A 20,209-nucleotide genomic window follows, 5' to 3' on the forward strand; every position below is an offset into this window, starting at 1 on the left:
TCCTAAATACCCGTGTGGTTCAGCCGAGGCTGCCGATCAGGCAGCCTGGCTTCGCCACGCCTGAAGAAAACTTCGGGAGAATCATCATGCGTGCTGCGCAACTTAAAGCTGTGCTGCCACGGGAGCTGTTGGCTTCGGTGGTTGTGTTTCTGGTCGCCCTGCCCCTGTGCATGGGCATTGCCATTGCTTCGGGACTGCCACCGGCCAAAGGCCTGATTACCGGGATCATCGGTGGACTGGTGGTCGGTTGGCTGGCTGGCTCGCCATTGCAAGTCAGCGGCCCGGCGGCAGGACTGGCGGTATTGGTGTTCGAACTGGTACGTCAGCATGGCGTGGCCATGCTCGGGCCGATCCTGCTGTTGGCGGGCTTTCTGCAACTGGTCGCCGGTCGGTTGAAACTGGGCTGCTGGTTTCGCGTAACGGCACCCGCCGTTGTCTATGGCATGCTCGCCGGGATCGGGGTGTTGATCGTCCTGTCACAGATACACGTGATGCTGGACGCCACGCCCAAGCCCTCGGGGCTGGATAACCTGGCAGCCTTCCCGGCCGCCGTGGCCCAGGCGTTGCCATCCTTTGGCTGGCAGGCCGGTTTGCTCGGGCTGGGAACGATCGGGGTGATGTGGCTGTGGGAAAAGCTGCGCCCCCATTCCCTGCGCTTCGTGCCCGGCGCACTGCTCGGAGTAGGACTTGCCACCATCGCCAGCCTGGTCCTGGCGCTGCAAGTCAAACGGGTAGAAGTGCCGGCCAACCTGGCTGAAGCCATCGACTGGCTGAAACCGGCGGACTTGCTCAACCTGGCTGACCCCACGCTGCTCATCGCGGCGTTCGCGGTAGCCTTTATCGCCAGCGCCGAAACCCTGCTGTCCGCCGCCGCGGTCGATCGTATGCACAATGGCCAGCGATCGGACTTCGACCGCGAACTGTCTGCCCAAGGCGTCGGCAACATGCTTTGCGGATTGCTCGGCGCTTTGCCGATGACCGGGGTGATCGTACGCAGCTCGGCCAACGTCCAAGCCGGTGCCACCACGCGCTATTCGACGATTTTCCACGGCTTGTGGCTGCTGGCGTTCGTGATGTTGCTGTCGAGCGTGCTGCAAAGCATTCCGGTAGCGAGCCTGGCCGGTGTGTTGGTCTACACGGGTTTCAAACTGGTCGATCTCAAGGCCTTTCGCGGTTTGGGCCGCTACGGGCGGATGCCGATGTTCACGTACGCTGCGACAGCGCTGGCGATCATCTTCACTGACCTGCTGACCGGCGTGCTGGTCGGCTTCGGCCTGACCTTGGTGAAATTGGCGCTGAAAGCTTCACGGCTGAAAATAAGCCTGATCGACCTGGCGCAGGACGGCGAAATGGAACTGCGTCTGGTGGGTGCGGCGACCTTTCTCAAGGTGCCGGCGTTGACGCAGGTTCTGGGCAGCATTCCAGCGGGTGCGACGGTGCATGTGCCGCTCAATAACTTGAGCTACATCGATCACTCGTGCCTGGAGTTGCTGGAGGAATGGGGTCGGGCGAATGCGGCCAAGGGTTCGAAGCTGTTGATTGAGGCGCGGGGGTTGAAACGCAGGTTGGAGGGGCGGGTGCGGACCAACACCGGTATAGGCTCCACGGCCTGAACCTTGTAGGAGCCGGCTTGCTGGCGATCCAGGCGACGCGGTGTGTCAGGCGGACCGTGTCGTCTGGATCGCCAGCAAGCCGGCTCCTACAGGGGGTGGAGTCAGGCGATGGTTTGATCCAGCTCCAGGCCCACGCCCAGGCGGCGCGACATGCACGGCCAGCGCTTCCATGCAGCGCCAGTGTCCGGGCTGCTGAGTTTCTCGCGGTAGGCCTCCACCGACTCCAGCGCAAAGCTTTCGTCGTTGAGCATCTCGTCCACAGCGTGATGCACCACCTCATCCAGTTGGTTGGCGAACGCCTCACCGATCAATTGGTGGGCGATCAGATTGGCGACAGTCATGTCCAAGGGGATCAGTGGCTGGCCGAAATGCTTGATGTACAGGTCGTTGACCTCTTCGACGAACCGATGCGCCAGGTAGGCTTCATCCAGCAGGCTGTCGAGCCCGACGTGACCGTTCATGATGGTCGGCGGCTGGAGGAAGTACTGTTCGGCGATTTTCAGCACCGGTTTGATCTGTGACTCGATACCCGCTTCCCTGGCAACTTCATTGGCTGCATCCAGCAGATCAGGTACTTCTTCGATATAGGCGGCGACAAAACGCGTCAGCACGCCTTTGGCATCCGTCTCCGGTAGCTGGATCGACGGGTGCAGGTGCGGTAGTTGGCTTTCCAGCTGACGCGTCAGCAGGCCGGTCTCGGCTTCATGTTGTTGGGCTTTTTGGATCTGCTCGCGCAATGCGGCGGTGTTCATGAAAACTCCAGGAAACAAGGCAATGAAATAGGGAAGACATAACTTAGCTGGCTTACGAAAAATGCTAAGACGCATTTGTCATAATTATTTCATCCTTGAGACATCAAAGTTATATCGAATGGCCACCACTCGTCTGCATCCTTCTCCATTCGTGCCCTGCAACGCAAGTTAATGCTGTTTCAGTTGATTTACGCCCGCACATTGCGAGGTGAGAGTCGCTGTCTATACTCGGGTTGGAATGGAGTTAGCTGATGACGCCCGACTGCAACTGCAGCAAGGCCCGGCGATTCAAGTTCGTAGTCTGATGCAGCCGCTCCCTTGCCGCAGGTGAAAGCCGGCGGGATAACAAGAACGATAAGGGGAACCCGCAATGATGCGACATCCACATGTCTGGATGGGCCTCCTGTTGTGGTCGATTTTCAGTCAGGCGCAAGCGGCCTGGACTGTGAATATGGCGCCTGGAGCGACTGAAATCAGTCACGCTGTGTTTGACCTGCACATGACCATTTTCTGGATCTGTGTAGTGATCGGCATCATCGTCTTTGGCGCCATGTTCTGGTCGATGATCCTCCATCGCCGCTCTACCGGGCAGGTGGCGGCAAAATTTCATGAAAGCACCACCGTCGAAATCCTCTGGACCATCGTGCCGTTCCTGATCCTGGTGGCCATGGCGGTTCCGGCGACTGCCACCCTGATCAAGATGTACGACGCCAGTGAGCCGGACATCGATATTCAGGTCACCGGCTATCAATGGAAATGGCACTACAAGTACCTGGGCCAGGACGTCGAGTTCTTCAGCAACCTGGCCACTCCCGCCGATCAGATCCATAACAAGGAAGCCAAGAACGAGCATTACCTGCTCGAGGTGGACAAGCCCCTGGTGCTACCGATCGGCGCCAAGGTGCGATTCCTGGTGACCTCCGCCGACGTGATTCACTCCTGGTGGGTGCCGGCCTTCGCGGTCAAGCGCGATGCGATCCCGGGGTTCGTCAACGAAGCCTGGACCCGCATCGAAAAGCCCGGCATCTACCGTGGCCAATGCGCCGAGTTGTGCGGCAAGGACCACGGCTTCATGCCGATCGTGGTCGAGGTCAAGGAAAAGGCCGACTACGAAAAGTGGCTGGGTGAACGCAAGGCTGAAGCCGCCCAGATGAAGGAGCTGACCAGCAAGGAATGGACCCTCGACGAGCTCAAAGAGCGCGGTGACAAGATCTATCACACCACCTGCGTGGCCTGTCACCAGGCCGAGGGCCAGGGCCTGCCGCCGATGTTCCCGGCGCTCAAGGGCTCGAAAATCGCTACCGGACCGAAAGAAGGCCACCTGAGTATTGTCTTCCATGGCAAGCCCGGCACCGCCATGGCGGCGTTCGGCAAGCAACTGTCGGAAGTCGATATCGCAGCGGTCGTGACCTACGAGCGTAACGCCTGGGGCAACAACAAGGGCGACATGGTCACCCCTAAAGAAGTGCTGGAGCTGAAACAGGCGGAAAGCAAATGACCCGGTCTATTGCGCACCCAAGGAACTCGTCGGGGCATCGCGCCCCGGCCTGCCCAGCCCATCTGTTTGCAGGAGACAGGACATGACTGTTGTAGTCGATGACCATGTTCATACCGGCGCGGCCCACGATCACGCCCACGGCCCCGCCAAAGGCCTGATGCGCTGGGTGCTGACCACCAACCACAAGGACATCGGTACGCTGTACCTGTGGTTTGCGTTCTCCATGTTCCTGCTCGGCGGCTCGTTCGCGATGGTGATTCGCGCCGAACTGTTCCAGCCAGGGCTGCAGATCGTCCAGCCGGAATTCTTCAACCAGATGACCACCATGCACGGTCTGGTGATGGTCTTCGGTGCGGTGATGCCGGCCTTTGTCGGCCTCGCCAACTGGATGGTCCCACTGATGATCGGCGCACCCGACATGGCGCTGCCAAGGATGAACAACTTCAGCTTCTGGCTGTTGCCAGCGGCGTTCATTCTGCTGGTTTCGACCTTGTTCACCCCAGGAGGTGGACCCAACTTCGGTTGGACGTTCTATGCGCCGCTGTCGACGACCTATGCGCCGGAAAGCGTGACGTTCTTCATCTTCGCCATCCACTTGATGGGGATCAGTTCGATCATGGGTGCGATCAACGTGATCGCGACCATTCTCAATCTGCGCGCCCCCGGCATGACGCTGATGAAAATGCCGCTGTTCGTCTGGACCTGGCTGATCACCGCATTCCTGCTGATCGCGGTGATGCCGGTACTGGCCGGTTGCGTGACGATGATGCTGATGGACATCCACTTCGGCACCAGCTTCTTCAGTGCCGCCGGTGGCGGTGACCCGGTGCTGTTCCAGCATGTGTTCTGGTTCTTCGGCCACCCCGAGGTGTACATCATGATCCTGCCGGCCTTCGGTGCCGTCAGCTCGATCATCCCGACCTTCTCGCGCAAGCCACTGTTCGGCTACACCTCGATGGTCTATGCCACGGCAAGTATTGCGTTCCTGTCGTTCATCGTCTGGGCGCACCACATGTTCGTGGTCGGCATTCCGCTGGTGGGTGAGCTGTTCTTCATGTACGCCACGTTGCTGATCGCGGTGCCCACCGGGGTCAAGGTATTCAACTGGGCCAGTACCATGTGGCAGGGCTCGCTGACCTTCGAGACGCCGATGCTGTTTGCCGTGGCGTTCGTGATCCTGTTCTCCATCGGCGGTTTTTCCGGATTGATGCTGGCCATCGCCCCGGCGGACTTCCAGTACCAGGACACCTACTTCGTGGTCGCGCATTTCCACTACGTGCTGGTGCCCGGCGCCATCTTCGGGATCTTCGCCTCGGCCTACTACTGGATGCCAAAGTGGACCGGCCACATGTACGACGAAACCCTCGGCAAGCTGCATTTCTGGCTGTCGTTCATCGGCATGAACATGGCCTTCTTCCCGATGCACTTCGTGGGGCTGGCAGGCATGCCGCGGCGGATTCCGGACTACAACCTGCAGTTCGCCGATTTCAACATGGTGTCGTCGATCGGCGCATTCATGTTCGGCACCACGCAGCTGTTCTTCCTGTTCATCGTGATCAAGACCATTCGTGGTGGCCCGCCAGCACCGGCCAAACCGTGGGATGGGGCTGAGGGCCTGGAATGGAGCATCCCGTCGCCGGCGCCGTATCACACCTTCACCACGCCGCCGGAAGTCAAATGAACACGGTCCTTGTAGGAGCCGGCTTGCTGGCGATGAACGATAACGCGGTTTATCTGACAGACCGCGGTGTCTGCATCGCCGGCAAGCCGGCTCCTACAGGAGTTTCGGCGGAGGTTTGGAATCATGGCTGATTCGATTTCGATGAAGAAGCTCGTCACTCGCCTATTGCTCGTGGTGGTAGCGATGTTTGTCTTCGGCTTTGCCCTGGTGCCGATCTACGACGTGATGTGCAAGGCATTCGGCATCAACGGCAAGACCGCCGGGCAGTACGAGGGCGAGCAAACGGTCGATACCTCGCGGCAGGTGCGCGTGCAGTTCCTGTCGACCAACTCCGCCGACATGTCCTGGGATTTCTATCCCAAGCACGATGAGCTGACGGCCAACCCCGGGGCGGTGAACGAGATGATCTTCATCGCACACAATCCCACCGACAAACCGATGAGCGCCCAGGCGGTACCGAGCATCGCGCCCAGCGCGGCGGCGGCGTACTTCCACAAGACCGAATGCTTCTGCTTTACCCAACAAGTGCTGCAGCCCGGTCAACGGATCGAGATGCCGGTACGTTTCATCGTTGACCGCGACATGCCCAAGGATGTGAAGCACCTGACGCTGTCCTACACGCTGTTCGATATCACCGCCCGACATCCACCGGTCGCAGTCAATACTGGCGGTTGAGCGTGCCCGATAAGGAGAACAATAAATGGCAACTCATGAACATTATTACGTTCCGGCCCAGAGCAAATGGCCGATCATCGCCACGGTCGGGATGTTCGTCACGGTGTTCGGCCTGGCCACCTGGTTCAACGATCTGAAAGCGGCGCGGCCGGAATCCCACGGCCCGCTGATCTTTTTCGTTGGCGGCCTGCTGCTGGCCTACATGCTGTTCGGTTGGTTCGGCACGGTAATCAAGGAAAGTCGCGGCGGCTTGTACAGCGCGCAGATGGATCGCTCGTTCCGCTGGGGCATGAGCTGGTTCATTTTTTCGGAAGTGATGTTCTTCATCGCCTTCTTCGGGGCGCTGTTTTATGTGCGCCACGTGTCCGGCCCGGCACTGGGCGGTGAAGGCGCCAAAGGCATCGCCCATATGTTGTGGCCGAACTTCGAGTTCACCTGGCCGCTGCTCAACAACCCGGATTCCAAACTCTTTCCGCCGCCCAAGGAAGTCATCAGTCCCTGGGGGCTGCCGCTGCTCAACACCGTGTTGCTGGTGAGCTCCAGCGTGACCGTGACCATCGCCCACCATGCCTTGAAAAAGGGTCATCGCGGCGCGCTGAAAATCTGGCTGGCGCTCACCGTGCTGCTGGGCTGCGCATTCCTCGGTTTCCAGGCCGAAGAGTACATGCACGCTTACCACGAACTTGGCCTGACCCTCGGTTCGGGCATCTACGGCGCCACGTTCTTCATGCTCACAGGGTTCCACGGCGCCCACGTGACGATCGGCACCATCATCCTGTTCGTGATGCTGATGCGGATCATGCGTGGACACTTCGACAACGAGCACCAGTTCGGCTTCGAGGCAGCGAGTTGGTACTGGCACTTCGTGGATGTGGTGTGGATCGGGTTGTTCGTCTTCGTCTATGTGCTCTAACCCTTACCAAGGGGCATGGGAGACCAGCTGACCGCTGAAAAAACCCCAGGCGATCAAGCCGACGGTGATGGCGGCCAGCGCTACACGAACACTCAAGGCAATGACGAGGCGGTTCGAGCTGCTGTCGTCCTTGACCAGAAAAAACAGGCCGCTGAACAGGCTGACAACCGTGGCAATCAGCATCAGGACGATAGCTGCTTTGAGCATGGTGGAACTCCGGGGGACAAGCGATGCACTTGAGTATAGCTATCGCGACGACCGACTTTCTGGCGATGCCATGAAGCGCTTTCGGCCGGGCATCATTCCGACCTTGGTGGTGGCGCTGCTGCTGCCGCTGCTGGTGTCGCTCGGGTTCTGGCAATTGAGCCGGGGCGCGGAGAAAAGCGCGCTGCTGCAAAGCTACACCGAGCGCCGGACCGCCGAACCAATGGCCAGCACCGAACTGCAACACACCGCAGATCCGGCCTTCCGCCCGGTTCGCCTGCACGGCCAGTTCGATGCCGCCCACAGTCTTTTGCTGGATAACCGTCAGCGCGGCGGCAAGGTCGGGGTCGAATTGTTGCAGCCCTTTCAGGATCAGGCCACCGGACTGTGGCTGCTGGTCAATCGCGGCTGGCTGCCGTGGCCGGACCGGCGTACACCGCCGCAATTCACGACGCCCGACGCGCCCTTGAGTCTTGACGCCTGGGTCTACGTTCCTCCCGGCGCCACCTTCCAGCTCCACGCGGACCCCAACACCAGTACCTGGCCAAAACTGCTGACGGCGATTGACCCGAACGCGCTCTGGAAAGCCCTGGGCCGCGAAGGTTTTGCCTACGAACTACGCGCAGAAACCGGCCCCGCGACGTACCAGGCCGATTGGCCAGTCGTTGCCATGGGCCCGGAAAAACACCTCGCTTACGCCGTGCAGTGGTTCGCCCTGGCGATCGCCCTGTTCGGCCTTTATCTCTACCTCGGCTGGCACAACGCAAAGGAGAAACACCATGGGAGCGGCCATGAATCCACCCAGCATGTCTGAGGCCAAAACGCCGGCGAGCCGGCGCAAGGGTCGCCTGCAACTGCTGCTGATTCTGCTCGGGGTGATCGGTCCGATGATCCTCGCCACCGGCATGTACAAATTGCAGTTCTGGGTGCCGGAGGGTCGCAGTTACCACGGCGAGCTGATAGGCAACGGCCAGTCCCGCGCCGACCTTGGCGTGCAGGCCGACGAGCAACGCTGGCAGCTGCTGGTTACCGCGCCCAAAGCGTGTGCGGTGGACTGTCAGCAATTGGTGTATCTGGCGCGGCAGGTGCAGATCGGCCTGGGGCGCGATGCCGGGCGGGCCAGCCATGCCATCGCCGTGGCACAGCCGCTTAGCAGTGACTACGACGCCAAGCTGACCCGCGAATACCCGCAGCTGCAACGCTACCCGCTGGACCTCTCCACCTTTACCAAGACCCATGGCGACAAGACCGCGCCGCAATTGTGGATCATCGACCCCCACGGCAACCTGGTGTTGCGCTATGACCCGTCGGTGAAGGGCAAGGACTTGCTGAACGACCTGCGTCACCTGTTGAAACTGTCCAACATCGGATAAGGGCATCGTCATGGCCAAGCCTGGATTTCGCCTCGCGCTGTTTGCCACCTTGCTGGCACTGATTGTGGTGTTGCTCGGCGCCTACACCCGCCTGACCCACGCAGGCTTGGGCTGCCCGGACTGGCCCGGCTGCTACGGCTTTATCAGCGTGCCCAAAAGCGAAGCGCAACTGGCCCATGCCCAATTGCATTTTCCCGACACGCCTGTCGAAGTCCATAAAGGCTGGAACGAGATGATCCACCGCTACTTCGCCGGCACGCTGGGGCTGCTGATCTCGGTGTTGGCCGGTCGGGCCTGGGTCCATCGTCGGCATCCGGGGCAACCGGTGAAACTGCCGTTGTTCCTGCTGGGAGTCGTGTTCGCCCAGGCGGCGTTCGGCATGTGGACGGTGACACTCAAACTCTGGCCGCAGGTGGTTACCGGGCATCTGCTGGGGGGCTTTGCGACTTTGAGTCTGCTGTTCCTGCTGACCTTGCGCCTGTCCGGCGTGCTGCCGGCGCTGACCGTGCCGCGACGCTTGCAATACTGGGCGACGGCTGGACTGTTGCTGGTAATTGGGCAAATTGCCCTCGGCGGTTGGGTCAGCTCCAACTACGCCGCCGTGGCCTGCATCGACTTCCCGACCTGCCACGGCCAATGGCTGCCGCCTGCCGACTTTGCCAATGGTTTTCACCTGACCCAACACATCGGCCCGAACTACCTCGGCGGACAACTGGACAGCGATGCCCGCACCGCCATTCACCTGACTCACCGTATCGGCGCGCTGCTGGTCACGCTGGTGCTGCTCGGCCTGGCGTGGCAACTAAAAGTCGTGGGTATGACGCGCCTGGCGGGGCTGGTGCTAATCGCCCTCGCCGCGCAAATCACCCTAGGCATCAGCAACGTGCTGTTTCATCTGCCGCTGCCGGTGGCCGTCGCCCACAACGCGGGTGGCGCGGCGCTGCTGCTGACGATGGTGCTGGTCAATTATCACGCCCGGACCAGCCTGGTTCGGGTCAAGCAGCCAACACGCTGGCGCTTCAGCCCGCGTAAACATTCAGCCGGGCCCATAACCATAAAAGGAGAGATGCCATGGCGATTCTGATCGGCGCGCGTCACAGCCAGGCGATCTGGCGTGACTACCTGGAGCTGACCAAACCGAAAGTGGTGGTGCTGATGCTCATCACTTCGCTGGTGGGGATGTTCCTCGCAACCCGCGCCGGGGTGCCATGGACCGTGCTGGTATTCGGTAACCTGGGCATCGCGCTCTGTGCTGGCGGGGCCGCAGCGGTCAACCATGTGGTGGACCGGCGCATCGATGCAGTCATGGCGCGCACCCACAAGCGGCCGCTGGCCGAAGGCCGGGTCTCACCGGCCGCCGCGCTGACCTTTGCCCTGACGCTGGCCTTGCTCGGCCAGGCGTTGTTGCTGGCCTTCACCAATCCACTGACCGCGTGGCTGACCCTGGCCTCCTTGCTCGGCTATGCGGTGGTCTACACCGGTTTTCTCAAACGAGCGACGCCACAGAATATCGTCATCGGTGGCCTGGCCGGTGCCGCTCCGCCGCTGCTCGGCTGGACCGCCGCCACCGGCCACGTCAGCGCCGAACCGCTGCTGCTGGTGCTGATCATCTTCGCCTGGACCCCGCCGCATTTCTGGGCGCTGGCGATCCATCGCAAGGAGGAATATGCCAAGGCCGACATCCCGATGCTGCCGGTGACCCACGGCGAGCACTACACCAAGATCCACATCCTGCTTTATACCTGCGCGCTGCTGGCCGTCAGCCTGATGCCCTACGTAATCCACATGAGCGGCCTGCTCTACCTGGTCTGCGCTATCGCGCTTGGCGCGAGGTTCCTGCAATGGGCCGTGGTGCTGTACCGTGGCACTCGGCCGCACGCGGCGATCAACACCTTCAAGTACTCTATCTACTACTTGTTCCTGCTGTTCATCGCCCTGCTCGTTGACCACTACTTATTGTTGAATCTATGACCCGAACCCAGAAAACCGTCTTCATCCTTGTCGCCCTGATCGCGCTGGTCCTGGGCCTGACCATCAATAAAGTGCTGTCCGGCAAAGGCCAGGGCGACCCGACGGCGCTGATCGACGCGGGGATCATCCTGCTGCCCCAAAGCCGCAATCTGCCGGATGTGACGATGACCGATCAGGACGGCAAGCCAGTGGCGGTCAATGAACTCAAAGGCAAGTGGTCGCTGCTGTTCTTCGGCTACACCTTCTGCCCGGACATCTGCCCGACCACACTCGCCCAACTGCGCCAGATCAAGAGTGAACTGCCGCCCGAGGCGGTGGACAAGTTGCAGATCGTGCTGGTCAGCGTCGATCCGAACCGCGATACGCCGAAACAGCTCAAGCAGTACCTGGGTTACTTCGATCCACAGTTTGTAGGCCTGACGCCGACCTCTGTGGAAGACCTGCAGAAAGTGGCCAACGCCGTGAGTATTCCGTTCATTCCGGCGGATACCAGCAAGCCGAACTACACCGTTGACCATAGCGGCAATCTTGCGGTGATCGGGCCGGACGGGACGCAACGCGGGTTTATTCGGGCGCCGTTGAACAATGTGAAGCTGGTGGCGCAGTTGCCGGTGATGCTTAACCGTCAGTGAGAACACCACGCAACCTGTAGGAGCCCGGCTTGCCGGCGAAGGGGCCCGTGAGATCGCCTTCGCCGGCAAGCCGGGCTCCTACAAGGGCAGTGTTTCAGGCGAAAAAAAGGGGCGCATTCAATGCACCCCTTTTTTTCGTCATAGCTACAAATCAGAACGCCGGCACGACCGCGCCTTTGTACTTCTCGAGAATGAAGGCCTTCACTTCCGGGCTGTGCAGGGCAGCGACCAGCTTCTTCATCGCTTCGCTGTCCTTGTCGTCCGGACGGGCAACCAGGATGTTCACGTAAGGCGAGTCGCTGCCTTCGATGACCAGCGCGTCCTTGGACGGATCGAGCTTGGCTTCCAGCGCGTAGTTGGTGTTGATCAGCGCCAGGTCAACCTGGGTCAGCACGCGCGGGATGGTCGCGGCTTCCAGTTCACGGAACTTCAGGTTCTTCGGGTTCTCGGTAATGTCCTTGACCGTCGACAGGATGTTCTTCGAATCCTGCAACTTGATCACACCAGCCTTGGCAAGCAGCAGCAGCGCACGACCGCCGTTGGTGGCGTCGTTCGGGATCACCACGGTGGCGGTGCTTGGCAGCTCCTCCAGGGTCTTGTACTTGCTGGAGTAGGCGCCCAGGGGTTCCAGGTGCACGCCGGCCACCGAAATCAGGTTGGTGCCCTTGGCCTTGTTGAACTCATCCAGGTACGGCTGGTGCTGGAAGAAGTTGGCGTCCAGGCGTTTTTCCGCGACCTGCACGTTCGGCTGGATGTAGTCGGTGAAGACTTTGACCTTGAGGTCGACGCCTTGCTGGGCCAGTGCCGGTTTGACGAACTCGAGGATTTCCGCGTGCGGAACCGGGGTAGCCGCAACAGTCAGGGTGTCGGCGGCGTGGGCGGAAAAGGCTGCAACGGCAGCGAACGCGACGAGTAGTTTTTTCATTCAGCTAACTCCATGTGGGTACCCGCTTGCGGCGCCCGTTTTGGCGCCTGCCAGCGAATGGCCGGCTCATTTTTCATTTACGAGAGAAGTGCACAACCAGCTTGTCGCCAACGGTTTGCAGGACCTGCACCAGCACCAGCAGCAGCACCACCGTGACCACCATCACGTCAGTCTGGAAACGCTGGTAACCGAACCGGATCGCCAGGTCACCCAGCCCACCGGCACCGACCACACCGGCCATTGCCGTGTAGGAAACCAGTGTAATGGCGGTCACCGTTATTGCCGCGAAGATGCCCGGACGGGCTTCGGGCAGCAAGGCATTGGTGATGATCTGCCGAGTCGTCGCGCCCATGGCCTGGGTCGCTTCGATGATGCCGCGATCCACTTCACGCAATGCGGTTTCCACCAGTCGCGCGAAGAATGGCGTGGCACCTACCACCAGCGGCGGGATTGCACCGGCGACGCCGAGGGAAGTGCCAGTAATCAATACGGTGAACGGAATCATCACGATCAGCAGAATGATGAACGGCAGCGAACGCAGAATGTTCACCACCAGCGACAACATCGCATACACACCTTTGGCTTCCAGCAATTGACGCGGGCTGCAGAGGAACAGCAGCACGCCCAGGGGCAGGCCCAGCAGCACGGTGAACAACAGCGAACCACCGAGCATCAGCAGGGTGTCGCCGGTGGCCAGCCAGATTTCGAACCAGTCGATATTGGCGAAGAAACTTGTCATGGCTTCCATTAGCGCAGCACCTCCATGTGGACGTCGGCCGCGGTGAAGCGGGCAAAGGCCGCTTCCATGTCACCGCCGGTCACGGCCAGGGTCAGTTGCCCGTAAGGGATGTCTTTGATGCGGTCGATACGACCGGCCAGGATGCTGTAGTCCACACCGGTTTCCCGAGCGACGGTACCCAGCAGGGGCGCGTAGGTCGCTTCGCCCTGGAAGGTCAGACGCACAATGCGGCCTGGCACATGAGCGAAGTCGTCACGCTGTTCGCCTTCGTCGATCTGCTCGTCTTCTTGCACGAAACGTTTGGTCGTCGGGTGTTTTGGATGCAGGAATACCTCGGCCACCGTGCCTTGCTCGACGATCACGCCAGCGTCCATTACCCCAACCTGGTCGCAGACCCGGCGGATCACGTCCATTTCATGGGTGATCAGCACGATGGTCAGCTTCAGCTCGCGATTGATTTCGGCCAGCAACTGCAGGACCGACGCCGTGGTTTGCGGGTCGAGGGCGCTGGTAGCTTCATCGCACAGCAGGATTTTCGGCTTGGTCGCCAGGGCGCGGGCAATACCGACGCGCTGTTTCTGGCCGCCGGACAATTGCGCCGGGTACTTGTTGGCGTGGTCGGACAAGCCGACCCGAGCCAGCAACTCGGCGACACGCAGGTTGATCTCGGCGCGGGACATTTCACCCGCCAGCGTCAGCGGCAGGGCCACGTTGTCGGCAACGGTCTTGGATGCCAGCAGGTTGAAGTGCTGGAAAATCATGCCGACCTGCTGACGGAATCGGCGCAGCCCGTTGGCGTCGAGCGCCGTGACTTCTTCGCCGTCCACGATGATCTTCCCACCGCTGGAGTTTTCCAGGCGATTGATCAGACGCAGCAGGGTACTTTTTCCCGCACCGGAATGGCCGATCAGACCAAAAACCTGACCATTCTCTATCGTCAGACTGGTCGGATGCAGGGCGGGGATATCCTTACCGGCGACGCGGTAGGTTTTATGGACGTTTTGAAACTCGATCACGTAGCGAACCTTGTGGGGCGCGTTGGAATAGGATCAGCGGTTAGCCGGGCGCGCATTTTAGCCTGTCCGTATAGTAGTTCTTAGCATTTATTTCGCATTCGACCAGTCATTTGGCAATAACGCGATCAAAGGTCAGATAAAAGGAACGGCGCAAAACCTCGTCAGTCACTTATTAAGCACTCGAAAAAATCCCCGACGAGGAGTCATGCCTGATGAGTACCAAGAAGCCTGCCGCCCCCAAGAGCGCAATGGCCGGAACCGAAACCCCGGACCGCAACAACACCAACACCAAACTCGATAGCCTGGAAAAATTCCGCTCCGACGCCACCGGCCAGGCCCTGCGTACCAATCAAGGCGTGAAGGTGGCAGACAACCAGAACACCTTGAAAGCAGGTGCCCGTGGGCCGTCGCTGCTGGAAGATTTCATCATGCGTGAAAAAATCACGCACTTTGACCATGAGCGCATTCCCGAGCGCATCGTGCATGCCCGCGGTACGGGCGCCCATGGTTTCTTCCAGTCCTACGAGAACCACTCGGGTCTGACCAAGGCCGGCTTCCTGCAGGATCCTGCGAAGAAAACGCCGGTATTTGTGCGTTTTTCCACAGTGCAGGGCCCCCGTGGCTCAGGCGATACCGTACGGGACGTACGCGGTTTCGCCGTGAAGTTTTTCACCGATGAAGGCAACTTCGATCTGGTGGGCAACAACATGCCAGTGTTTTTCATCCAGGACGCCATCAAGTTTCCGGACTTCGTCCACGCGGTAAAACCCGAGCCGCACAACGAAATCCCCACAGGCGGCTCGGCCCACGATACGTTCTGGGACTTTGTCTCACTGCAACCCGAATCAGCCCACATGGTGATCTGGGCGATGTCCGACCGGGCCATCCCGAAAAGCCTGCGCAGCATGCAAGGCTTCGGTGTCCACACTTTCCGCCTGATCAATGCCGAAGGAAAATCGCGCTTCGTCAAATTCCACTGGCGTCCTGCGGCCGGGACTTGCTCGCTGGTGTGGGATGAAGCGCAGAAACTGGCGGGCAAGGACACCGACTATCACCGCCGCGACCTCTGGGAAGCCATCGAGATGGGCGACTACCCGGAATGGGAGCTCGGCGTACAGGTCATCGAGGAGGAAAACGAACACGCCTTCGATTTCGACATCCTCGACCCCACCAAGCTGATTCCTGAAGAACTCGTGCCCATTACGCCGTTGGGGAAAATGACGCTCAACCGCAACCCGGACAACTTCTTCGCTGAAACCGAGCAGGTGGCTTTCTGCCCGGGGCACATCGTGCCCGGGATCGACTTCTCCAACGATCCGTTGCTGCAAGGTCGGCTGTTTTCCTACACCGACACGCAGATCAGCCGACTCGGTGGGCCGAACTTTCACGAAATCCCGATTAACCGTCCGGTAGCCCCGTTCCACAACGGCCAGCGTGATGCGTTGCATCGCACCACCATCGACAAGGGGCGCGCGTCCTACGAACCGAATTCCATCGACGGCGGCTGGCCGAAAGAGACCCCTGCCGCAGCCCAGGACGGCGGGTTCGAAAGTTATCAGGAGCGCATCGACGCCAACAAGATCCGTCAGCGCAGCGAGTCATTCGGCGACCACTTCTCCCAGGCCCGGCTGTTTTTCCACAGCATGAGCAAGCACGAGCAGGAGCACATCATTTCCGCCTACAGCTTTGAGCTGGGCAAGGTCGAAAGGGAGCACATCCGTGCGCGCGAAGTGAACGAGATCCTGGCCAACATCGATCTGGAACTGGCCAAGCGCGTGGCGCAAAACCTCGGCCTGCCGGCACCTAAAGCCGGAACGGTCGACGTACCGAAGATCTCGCTGGATCGTTCACCCGCCCTGAGCCAGGCCAACTTGCTGCCAGGCGATATCAAGACCCGTAAAGTAGCGATTCTCGCGGCCAATGGCGTCGATGGCGGTGCGATCGATGCGATGAAAAAAGCCCTGGAAGCCGAAGGCGCGCACGCCAAGTTGCTCGGCCCCACCTCGGCGCCGGTCACCACCGCTGACGGCAAGATGCTACCGGTGGATGCTTCGATGGAGGGCTTGCCGTCCATTGCGTTCGACGCAGTATTCGTACCCGGAGGCGCGGCGTCGATCAAGGCGCTGAGCACCGACGGCGTGGCGTTGCACTACCTGCTCGAAGCCTACAAACACTTGAAGGCGATTGCGCTGCACGGCGAGGCCAAGCAGTTGCTGGATGTGTTGAAACTGGAAGTCGATGCGGGATTGATCGTGGGCGCGGATAGCAAGTTGGCCAAGCCGTTCTTTGCGGCGATCGGGCAGCATCGGGTTTGGGATAGGGAGCCTAAGGCCAAGGCGATTCCGGCCTAAAAAGCAAAAGATCGCAGCCTTGGGCAGCTCCTACAGGGCTGCGATCTCTTTCCTTAATGCTTGCGTGGGCTCAAAACCATCTGCGCTGGCACGCTGCGAATAATCTGCCGCTCCAGATTCAGCTCAAACTGCGGATCGAGCTTCTTTACCCGCTTGGTCAGCAAGTTGGCCAGCCATGGGTAATCATCGGTACGCGGTGCTTGAATGCTCACATCACACTGAAAATTCACTACATCGGCGGCGATAGCATCCAGTTGACGACGTAGCTTGGCCATATCGTTGATATTCAGCGCAACCGTGGTGCTTTGCGCCGTCAGGTCGATGACCTTGGCTTTTGGCTGGGCTTCGGCGGCTTTCAGGGCTGCTTCGGCCTTTTCCAGTTCAGCCTTGCGCGCCTCGGCGATGGCGCCATTGACTCCACCGGTCAGCGCCGGCGCCTTGGGCATCAGCACACGGGCTCGGCTCAGGGCGGTGGCGGCAGCGTTCACATCGCCTTTTTGCAGCACGATCTGGCTTCGCAGCAGATAGGCTTCGGCCAGCTGACGCTGATATTGCTCAAGGGATTGATCGTTAGGTGACTCGGCCTGCAACGCCGCCAGTTGACCCTCGGCCGTGGCCAGTTCGCTGCTGGCCAGGCTTTGTTCCAGCTGTGCAATGGCCGTGGCCCGCGCATCCGGGGCCTCGGGGGCTGGTGGCGTGCTTTGGCAAGCGCCCAGCAGCAAAGAAAATGCGACAAGGAGCAGATAACGGGAGGCGAACGACTTCATTCCTGCGACTCTCTATTTGCGCAAAAAACGAGCAAGTCTACACCCCTCGACGGGGCAGAACAAAACTCAGCAGAAACAGCGCGGCGGCCGTCACTACAATCGATGGGCCCGCCGGGGTGTCCTTGAACCAGGACAATGCCAGTCCGCCACATACGGCGAGTACCCCCAGCAAGCTCGCACCCAGTGCCATCTGCTCCGGTGAGCGCGCGTGACGTTGGGCCGCAGCCGCCGGAATGATCAACAACGAGGTGATCAGCAAAACGCCGACAATTTTCATCGCCACGGCGATCACTACGGCGATCAACAGCATCAGCGCCAGGCGCAACCCCGCCACCGGCAGCCCTTCGACCCTCGCCAGCTCTTCGTGCACAGTGATTGCCAGCAATGGCCGCCATAACGTCACCAGCAACGCCAGCACCGCCGCGCTACCGCCGAGGATCCAGGCCAGATCGGTCGGACTGATCGCCAGCAAGTCGCCGAACAGATAGGCCATCAGGTCGATCCGCACTTCGTGCATGAAGCTTAGTACCACCAGGCCTAAAGAGAGGGTGCTGGGTGCGAGAATTCCCAAAAGCGTGTCGGAGGCCAGCGGCTGCCGTTGTTGCAAGGTCACCAGCAACACCGCCAACAGCAAACAGCCAACGGTCACGGCAACTGTCGGGCTGACATCCAGCAAAAAGCCTAGCGCCACGCCGAGCAATGCCGCGTGAGACAGGGTGTCGCCGAAATAGGCCATGCGCCGCCAGACCACGAAGGAGCCCAAGGGGCCCGCCACAACGGCCAAAGCCAGACCTGCAAGCAGGGCGTAGAGCAGAAAATCAGCCATGCTTGCAGCTATCTCCGTGAACATGGGTATGGCCCGAGGCAGGCGCCTTGACCACCGAGCCGTGCAAATCGTGGGCGTGGTCGTGGTGGTGGTGATAAATCGCCAGGCTTTGTGCGTTTTTTCCAAACAGTTCGACGAATGCCGGATCGCCGCTGACCTGCTCGGGGTGGCCGGAGCAACAAACATGGCGATTCAGGCAAACCACCTGGTCGGTGGTGCTCATCACCAGGTGCAGATCGTGGGAAACCATCAACACACCGCAGCCGTGACGGTCTCGCAGGCGGGTGATCAGGCTATAGAGTTCGGCCTGACCGGCCACGTCGACGCCTTGCACCGGTTCGTCGAGCACCAGCAATTGGGGCTCGCGCAACAAGGCCCGGGCCAGCAGGACTCGCTGCATTTCACCGCCGGAGACACTTTGCACGGGGCTATCGATCACCTGCTCGGCGCCGACTTCCTTGAGCGCGGCCAAGGCCATCGCCCGGTCCACACCCGGCACCAGGCGCAGGAAGCGCAGCACCGAGAGCGGCAGCGTCGGATCGACATGCAGCTTTTGCGGCATGTAGCCCACCCGCAGTTTCGGCTTGCGCCAGACGCTGCCGCTGTCGGGTTTCAACAGGCCGAGCACGGCGCGCACCAGGGTGGTCTTGCCGGCGCCATTGGGGCCGATCAAGGTCACGATCTGCCCCGGCTCGACACTCAGTTCGATGTTATCCAGCACAGACTGACCGGCAAAGGTGACGGCAACCTGCTCGAGGCGGATCAGCGCGTTGCTCATCAAGCCCCCTGGCAACCCGAACAGAGACCGATCACTTCAACGGTCTGGCCTTCGACGACAAACCCGACGTCCTTGGCGCTGGCGATGATCGCGTCGCTGATGGATTTCTGTTCGAGTTCGATGGCGGCGTGGCATTCACGGCAGATCAGGAACTGTCCCTGGTGCGCATGCGCCGGGTGATTGCAGCCGATGAAGGCATTGAGCGAGGAGATGCGGTGGACCAGGCCGTTTTCCAGCAGGAAGTCCAGCGCGCGGTAGACCGTGGGTGGTGCGGCCCGGCGCCCGTCCTGCTCACTGAGGACTGCAAGAATGTCGTAGGCCCCCAGCGGCTTATGGCTTTGCCACACCAGTTCCAGAACCCGCCGACGCAACGCGGTCAGGCGCAAGCCTTGGCGCGCGCACAAGGCATCGGCCTCAGACAGAGCACTGTGAACGCAATGAGAGTGGTCGTGGGGACGACTTGCTATCGGTGTTTTAGGCATGAGCGGCGACGGATTTTGTGAGAGACGTTATTATATTACCCGTTCTCGCCTCTTCGAGTGGTCATCGTGTCCCGACTTTTTTCCATCTTTGTCGCTTTTTTCGCAAGTTTTCTGCTGATCGGTTCGGCGCAAGCCGAAGTCAAGGTTCTCACAAGCATCAAGCCGCTACAGCTGATTGCAGCTGCCGTGCAGGACGGCGTGGCGATTGCGGAGGTCTTGCTGCCACCCGGCGCCTCGCCCCATAACTATGCCCTGCGCCCTTCCGACGTACGGAAGGTGCAATCGGTAGATCTGCTGTACTGGATCGGGCCGGACATGGAAGGGTTCATGCCGCGGGTGCTCAATGGTCGTACCTTGCCGAGCGTTGCCGTGCAGGACCTTCCTGGCCTGAAATTGCGACATTTTGCCGAAGATAACCACTCCCACGCCGAAGAAGCCGACGAACATGACCACGACCATCGCCCGGGCACTCTGGATGCACATTTGTGGCTATCGCCGACCAATGCTCGGGTAATTGCGGCGAAAATGGCTGCGGATCTGAGTGCAGCGGATACCGCGAACGCGGCGCGCTACCAGAGCAACCTCAAGGCTTTCGATGAGCGTCTGGATGCGCTGGATGGGCGCTTGAAGAAACGTTTGGTGGGGATTGAAGGCAAACCCTACTTCGTATTCCACGAAGCGTTCGATTACTTCGAAGACGCCTACGGGCTGAAGCACACTGGCGTGTTCAGTGTCGCGGCCGAAGTGCAGCCTGGCGCCCAGCACGTTGCAGCGATGCGCGCGCGATTGCAGGAAGTGGGCAAGACCTGCGTCTTCAGCGAACCGCCGCTGCGTCCTCGCCTGGCGGAAACCCTGGTGGCGGGCCTGCCGGTAAAACTCGCGGAACTGGATGCGCTGGGTGGGTACACGCCGGCGACTGCCCAGGGCTATGAGCAGGTACTGGAGAAGTTGGGGAATGATTTGGCGGGATGCCTGGAGTCGTTGTAACAGATATCTGTAGGAGCGAGCTTGCT

The 20,209-nt window shown here is 60.5% G+C and carries 21 protein-coding genes; 12 read left to right on the forward strand and 9 right to left on the reverse strand.

Annotation, left to right across the window (positions count from 1 at the left end; genetic code table 11):
• The first annotated feature begins 86 nt into the window (after positions 1 to 86).
• Positions 87 to 1,613 (forward strand): SulP family inorganic anion transporter, encoded by a 1,527-nt coding sequence (locus tag ACYP2Q_RS08755; protein ID WP_459730122.1) that lies wholly within the window; start codon positions 87 to 89, stop codon positions 1,611 to 1,613.
• A gap of 101 nt (positions 1,614 to 1,714) precedes the next feature.
• Here ACYP2Q_RS08755 and ACYP2Q_RS08760 read toward each other — a convergent pair whose 3' ends face one another.
• Positions 1,715 to 2,365 (reverse strand): hypothetical protein, encoded by a 651-nt coding sequence (locus tag ACYP2Q_RS08760; RefSeq protein WP_459730123.1) that lies wholly within the window; start codon positions 2,363 to 2,365, stop codon positions 1,715 to 1,717.
• Between the two features lie 370 nt (positions 2,366 to 2,735).
• Here ACYP2Q_RS08760 and coxB point away from each other — a divergent pair, with 370 nt between their 5' ends.
• The 4 genes from coxB to ACYP2Q_RS08780 all read left to right on the forward strand — a co-directional run bounded on the left by coxB (position 2,736) and on the right by ACYP2Q_RS08780 (position 7,132).
• Positions 2,736 to 3,863 (forward strand): cytochrome c oxidase subunit II, encoded by a 1,128-nt coding sequence (coxB, locus tag ACYP2Q_RS08765; RefSeq protein ID WP_459730124.1) that lies wholly within the window; start codon positions 2,736 to 2,738, stop codon positions 3,861 to 3,863.
• A gap of 82 nt (positions 3,864 to 3,945) precedes the next feature.
• Complete coding sequence (gene ctaD, locus ACYP2Q_RS08770; protein ID WP_459730125.1) at positions 3,946 to 5,544, forward strand: cytochrome c oxidase subunit I; 1,599 nt, start codon at positions 3,946 to 3,948, stop codon at positions 5,542 to 5,544.
• A gap of 123 nt (positions 5,545 to 5,667) precedes the next feature.
• The gene (locus tag ACYP2Q_RS08775; protein ID WP_034149469.1) at positions 5,668 to 6,219 is read left to right on the forward strand and encodes a cytochrome c oxidase assembly protein; all 552 of its coding nucleotides are present in this window, start codon (positions 5,668 to 5,670) and stop codon (positions 6,217 to 6,219) included.
• A gap of 25 nt (positions 6,220 to 6,244) precedes the next feature.
• Positions 6,245 to 7,132 carry a cytochrome c oxidase subunit 3 gene (locus ACYP2Q_RS08780; RefSeq protein ID WP_459730126.1) on the forward strand — a complete coding sequence of 296 codons (888 nt, stop codon included), beginning with the start codon at positions 6,245 to 6,247 and terminating at the stop codon, positions 7,130 to 7,132.
• A 3-nt stretch (positions 7,133 to 7,135) separates the two neighbouring features.
• Here the strand turns inward: ACYP2Q_RS08780 and ACYP2Q_RS08785 are convergent, their stop codons facing one another.
• On the reverse strand, positions 7,136 to 7,339 hold the full coding sequence (locus ACYP2Q_RS08785; RefSeq protein ID WP_008064738.1) for a twin transmembrane helix small protein: 204 nt from the start codon (positions 7,337 to 7,339) through the stop codon (positions 7,136 to 7,138).
• A gap of 70 nt (positions 7,340 to 7,409) precedes the next feature.
• On the opposite strand from ACYP2Q_RS08785, the gene ACYP2Q_RS08790 reads away from it, so the two are divergent.
• From ACYP2Q_RS08790 to ACYP2Q_RS08810, 5 genes are read left to right on the forward strand one after another with little or no spacing between them, the layout of a single operon-like run.
• Positions 7,410 to 8,150 (forward strand): SURF1 family protein, encoded by a 741-nt coding sequence (locus ACYP2Q_RS08790; RefSeq protein WP_459730127.1) that lies wholly within the window; start codon positions 7,410 to 7,412, stop codon positions 8,148 to 8,150.
• The gene (locus ACYP2Q_RS08795) at positions 8,116 to 8,709 is read left to right on the forward strand and encodes a hypothetical protein (RefSeq protein ID WP_459730128.1); all 594 of its coding nucleotides are present in this window, start codon (positions 8,116 to 8,118) and stop codon (positions 8,707 to 8,709) included. The genes ACYP2Q_RS08790 and ACYP2Q_RS08795 overlap by 35 nt, the downstream gene beginning before the upstream one ends.
• 10 nt (positions 8,710 to 8,719) lie before the next feature.
• A complete protein-coding gene (locus ACYP2Q_RS08800) occupies positions 8,720 to 9,793 on the forward strand; it encodes a COX15/CtaA family protein (RefSeq protein WP_459730129.1) in 1,074 nt (357 codons plus the stop codon).
• The gene (gene cyoE, locus ACYP2Q_RS08805; protein ID WP_459730130.1) at positions 9,781 to 10,680 is read left to right on the forward strand and encodes a heme o synthase; all 900 of its coding nucleotides are present in this window, start codon (positions 9,781 to 9,783) and stop codon (positions 10,678 to 10,680) included. Before ACYP2Q_RS08800 ends, cyoE begins: the two co-directional genes overlap by 13 nt.
• Positions 10,677 to 11,312, forward strand: a complete 636-nt coding sequence (locus ACYP2Q_RS08810; protein WP_459730131.1) for an SCO family protein — start codon at positions 10,677 to 10,679, stop codon at positions 11,310 to 11,312. Before cyoE ends, ACYP2Q_RS08810 begins: the two co-directional genes overlap by 4 nt.
• Before the next feature lie 151 nt (positions 11,313 to 11,463).
• Here ACYP2Q_RS08810 and ACYP2Q_RS08815 read toward each other — a convergent pair whose 3' ends face one another.
• The 3 genes from ACYP2Q_RS08815 to ACYP2Q_RS08825 form a co-directional block, all read right to left on the reverse strand.
• Positions 11,464 to 12,237 carry a MetQ/NlpA family ABC transporter substrate-binding protein gene (locus tag ACYP2Q_RS08815; RefSeq protein ID WP_459730132.1) on the reverse strand — a complete coding sequence of 258 codons (774 nt, stop codon included), beginning with the start codon at positions 12,235 to 12,237 and terminating at the stop codon, positions 11,464 to 11,466.
• Between the two features lie 73 nt (positions 12,238 to 12,310).
• Positions 12,311 to 12,985, reverse strand: a complete 675-nt coding sequence (locus ACYP2Q_RS08820) for a methionine ABC transporter permease (protein ID WP_459730133.1) — start codon at positions 12,983 to 12,985, stop codon at positions 12,311 to 12,313.
• Positions 12,985 to 13,992, reverse strand: coding sequence for a methionine ABC transporter ATP-binding protein (locus ACYP2Q_RS08825; protein ID WP_459730134.1), 1,008 nt, complete (start codon positions 13,990 to 13,992; stop codon positions 12,985 to 12,987). Before ACYP2Q_RS08825 ends, ACYP2Q_RS08820 begins: the two co-directional genes overlap by 1 nt.
• Before the next feature lie 188 nt (positions 13,993 to 14,180).
• Here ACYP2Q_RS08825 and katE point away from each other — a divergent pair, with 188 nt between their 5' ends.
• The gene (gene katE / locus ACYP2Q_RS08830; RefSeq protein WP_459730617.1) at positions 14,181 to 16,343 is read left to right on the forward strand and encodes a catalase HPII; all 2,163 of its coding nucleotides are present in this window, start codon (positions 14,181 to 14,183) and stop codon (positions 16,341 to 16,343) included.
• Positions 16,344 to 16,396: 53 nt separating this feature from the next.
• Here katE and ACYP2Q_RS08835 read toward each other — a convergent pair whose 3' ends face one another.
• Genes ACYP2Q_RS08835 through zur form a run of 4 tightly spaced genes read right to left on the reverse strand, consistent with a single transcriptional unit; the run spans position 16,397 to position 19,196 of the window.
• Positions 16,397 to 17,110: a PA5502 family lipoprotein gene (locus ACYP2Q_RS08835; RefSeq protein WP_459730135.1), complete on the reverse strand. Its 714-nt coding sequence runs from the start codon at positions 17,108 to 17,110 to the stop codon at positions 16,397 to 16,399.
• 37 nt (positions 17,111 to 17,147) lie between these two features.
• Positions 17,148 to 17,936 carry a zinc ABC transporter permease subunit ZnuB gene (znuB, locus tag ACYP2Q_RS08840; RefSeq protein WP_459730136.1) on the reverse strand — a complete coding sequence of 263 codons (789 nt, stop codon included), beginning with the start codon at positions 17,934 to 17,936 and terminating at the stop codon, positions 17,148 to 17,150.
• Complete coding sequence (znuC, locus tag ACYP2Q_RS08845; RefSeq protein ID WP_459730137.1) at positions 17,929 to 18,714, reverse strand: zinc ABC transporter ATP-binding protein ZnuC; 786 nt, start codon at positions 18,712 to 18,714, stop codon at positions 17,929 to 17,931. The genes znuB and znuC overlap by 8 nt, the downstream gene beginning before the upstream one ends.
• A complete protein-coding gene (gene zur, locus ACYP2Q_RS08850; protein ID WP_046818670.1) occupies positions 18,714 to 19,196 on the reverse strand; it encodes a zinc uptake transcriptional repressor Zur in 483 nt (160 codons plus the stop codon). Before zur ends, znuC begins: the two co-directional genes overlap by 1 nt.
• Before the next feature lie 66 nt (positions 19,197 to 19,262).
• Between zur and ACYP2Q_RS08855 the strand changes: the two genes are divergently transcribed.
• The gene (locus ACYP2Q_RS08855; protein WP_459730138.1) at positions 19,263 to 20,183 is read left to right on the forward strand and encodes a zinc ABC transporter substrate-binding protein; all 921 of its coding nucleotides are present in this window, start codon (positions 19,263 to 19,265) and stop codon (positions 20,181 to 20,183) included.
• The last annotated feature ends 26 nt before the right edge of the window (positions 20,184 to 20,209 follow it).

The sequence above is a fragment of the Pseudomonas sp. MHK4 genome (assembly GCF_054600775.1).

What these genes read in the sequence shown, in the direction of transcription:
- ACYP2Q_RS08755 (WP_459730122.1), top strand. Translation starts at nt 87, where the DNA reads ATGCGTGCTGCGCAACTTAAAGCTGTGCTGCCACGGGAGCTGTTGGCT.
- ACYP2Q_RS08760 (WP_459730123.1), bottom strand. Translation starts at nt 2,365, where the DNA reads ATGAACACCGCCGCATTGCGCGAGCAGATCCAAAAAGCCCAACAACAT.
- coxB (WP_459730124.1), top strand. Translation starts at nt 2,736, where the DNA reads ATGATGCGACATCCACATGTCTGGATGGGCCTCCTGTTGTGGTCGATT.
- ctaD (WP_459730125.1), top strand. Translation starts at nt 3,946, where the DNA reads ATGACTGTTGTAGTCGATGACCATGTTCATACCGGCGCGGCCCACGAT.
- ACYP2Q_RS08775 (WP_034149469.1), top strand. Translation starts at nt 5,668, where the DNA reads ATGGCTGATTCGATTTCGATGAAGAAGCTCGTCACTCGCCTATTGCTC.
- ACYP2Q_RS08780 (WP_459730126.1), top strand. Translation starts at nt 6,245, where the DNA reads ATGGCAACTCATGAACATTATTACGTTCCGGCCCAGAGCAAATGGCCG.
- ACYP2Q_RS08785 (WP_008064738.1), bottom strand. Translation starts at nt 7,339, where the DNA reads ATGCTCAAAGCAGCTATCGTCCTGATGCTGATTGCCACGGTTGTCAGC.
- ACYP2Q_RS08790 (WP_459730127.1), top strand. Translation starts at nt 7,410, where the DNA reads ATGAAGCGCTTTCGGCCGGGCATCATTCCGACCTTGGTGGTGGCGCTG.
- ACYP2Q_RS08795 (WP_459730128.1), top strand. Translation starts at nt 8,116, where the DNA reads ATGGGAGCGGCCATGAATCCACCCAGCATGTCTGAGGCCAAAACGCCG.
- ACYP2Q_RS08800 (WP_459730129.1), top strand. Translation starts at nt 8,720, where the DNA reads ATGGCCAAGCCTGGATTTCGCCTCGCGCTGTTTGCCACCTTGCTGGCA.
- cyoE (WP_459730130.1), top strand. Translation starts at nt 9,781, where the DNA reads ATGGCGATTCTGATCGGCGCGCGTCACAGCCAGGCGATCTGGCGTGAC.
- ACYP2Q_RS08810 (WP_459730131.1), top strand. Translation starts at nt 10,677, where the DNA reads ATGACCCGAACCCAGAAAACCGTCTTCATCCTTGTCGCCCTGATCGCG.
- ACYP2Q_RS08815 (WP_459730132.1), bottom strand. Translation starts at nt 12,237, where the DNA reads ATGAAAAAACTACTCGTCGCGTTCGCTGCCGTTGCAGCCTTTTCCGCC.
- ACYP2Q_RS08820 (WP_459730133.1), bottom strand. Translation starts at nt 12,985, where the DNA reads ATGGAAGCCATGACAAGTTTCTTCGCCAATATCGACTGGTTCGAAATC.
- ACYP2Q_RS08835 (WP_459730135.1), bottom strand. Translation starts at nt 17,110, where the DNA reads ATGAAGTCGTTCGCCTCCCGTTATCTGCTCCTTGTCGCATTTTCTTTG.
- znuB (WP_459730136.1), bottom strand. Translation starts at nt 17,936, where the DNA reads ATGGCTGATTTTCTGCTCTACGCCCTGCTTGCAGGTCTGGCTTTGGCC.
- znuC (WP_459730137.1), bottom strand. Translation starts at nt 18,714, where the DNA reads ATGAGCAACGCGCTGATCCGCCTCGAGCAGGTTGCCGTCACCTTTGCC.
- zur (WP_046818670.1), bottom strand. Translation starts at nt 19,196, where the DNA reads ATGCCTAAAACACCGATAGCAAGTCGTCCCCACGACCACTCTCATTGC.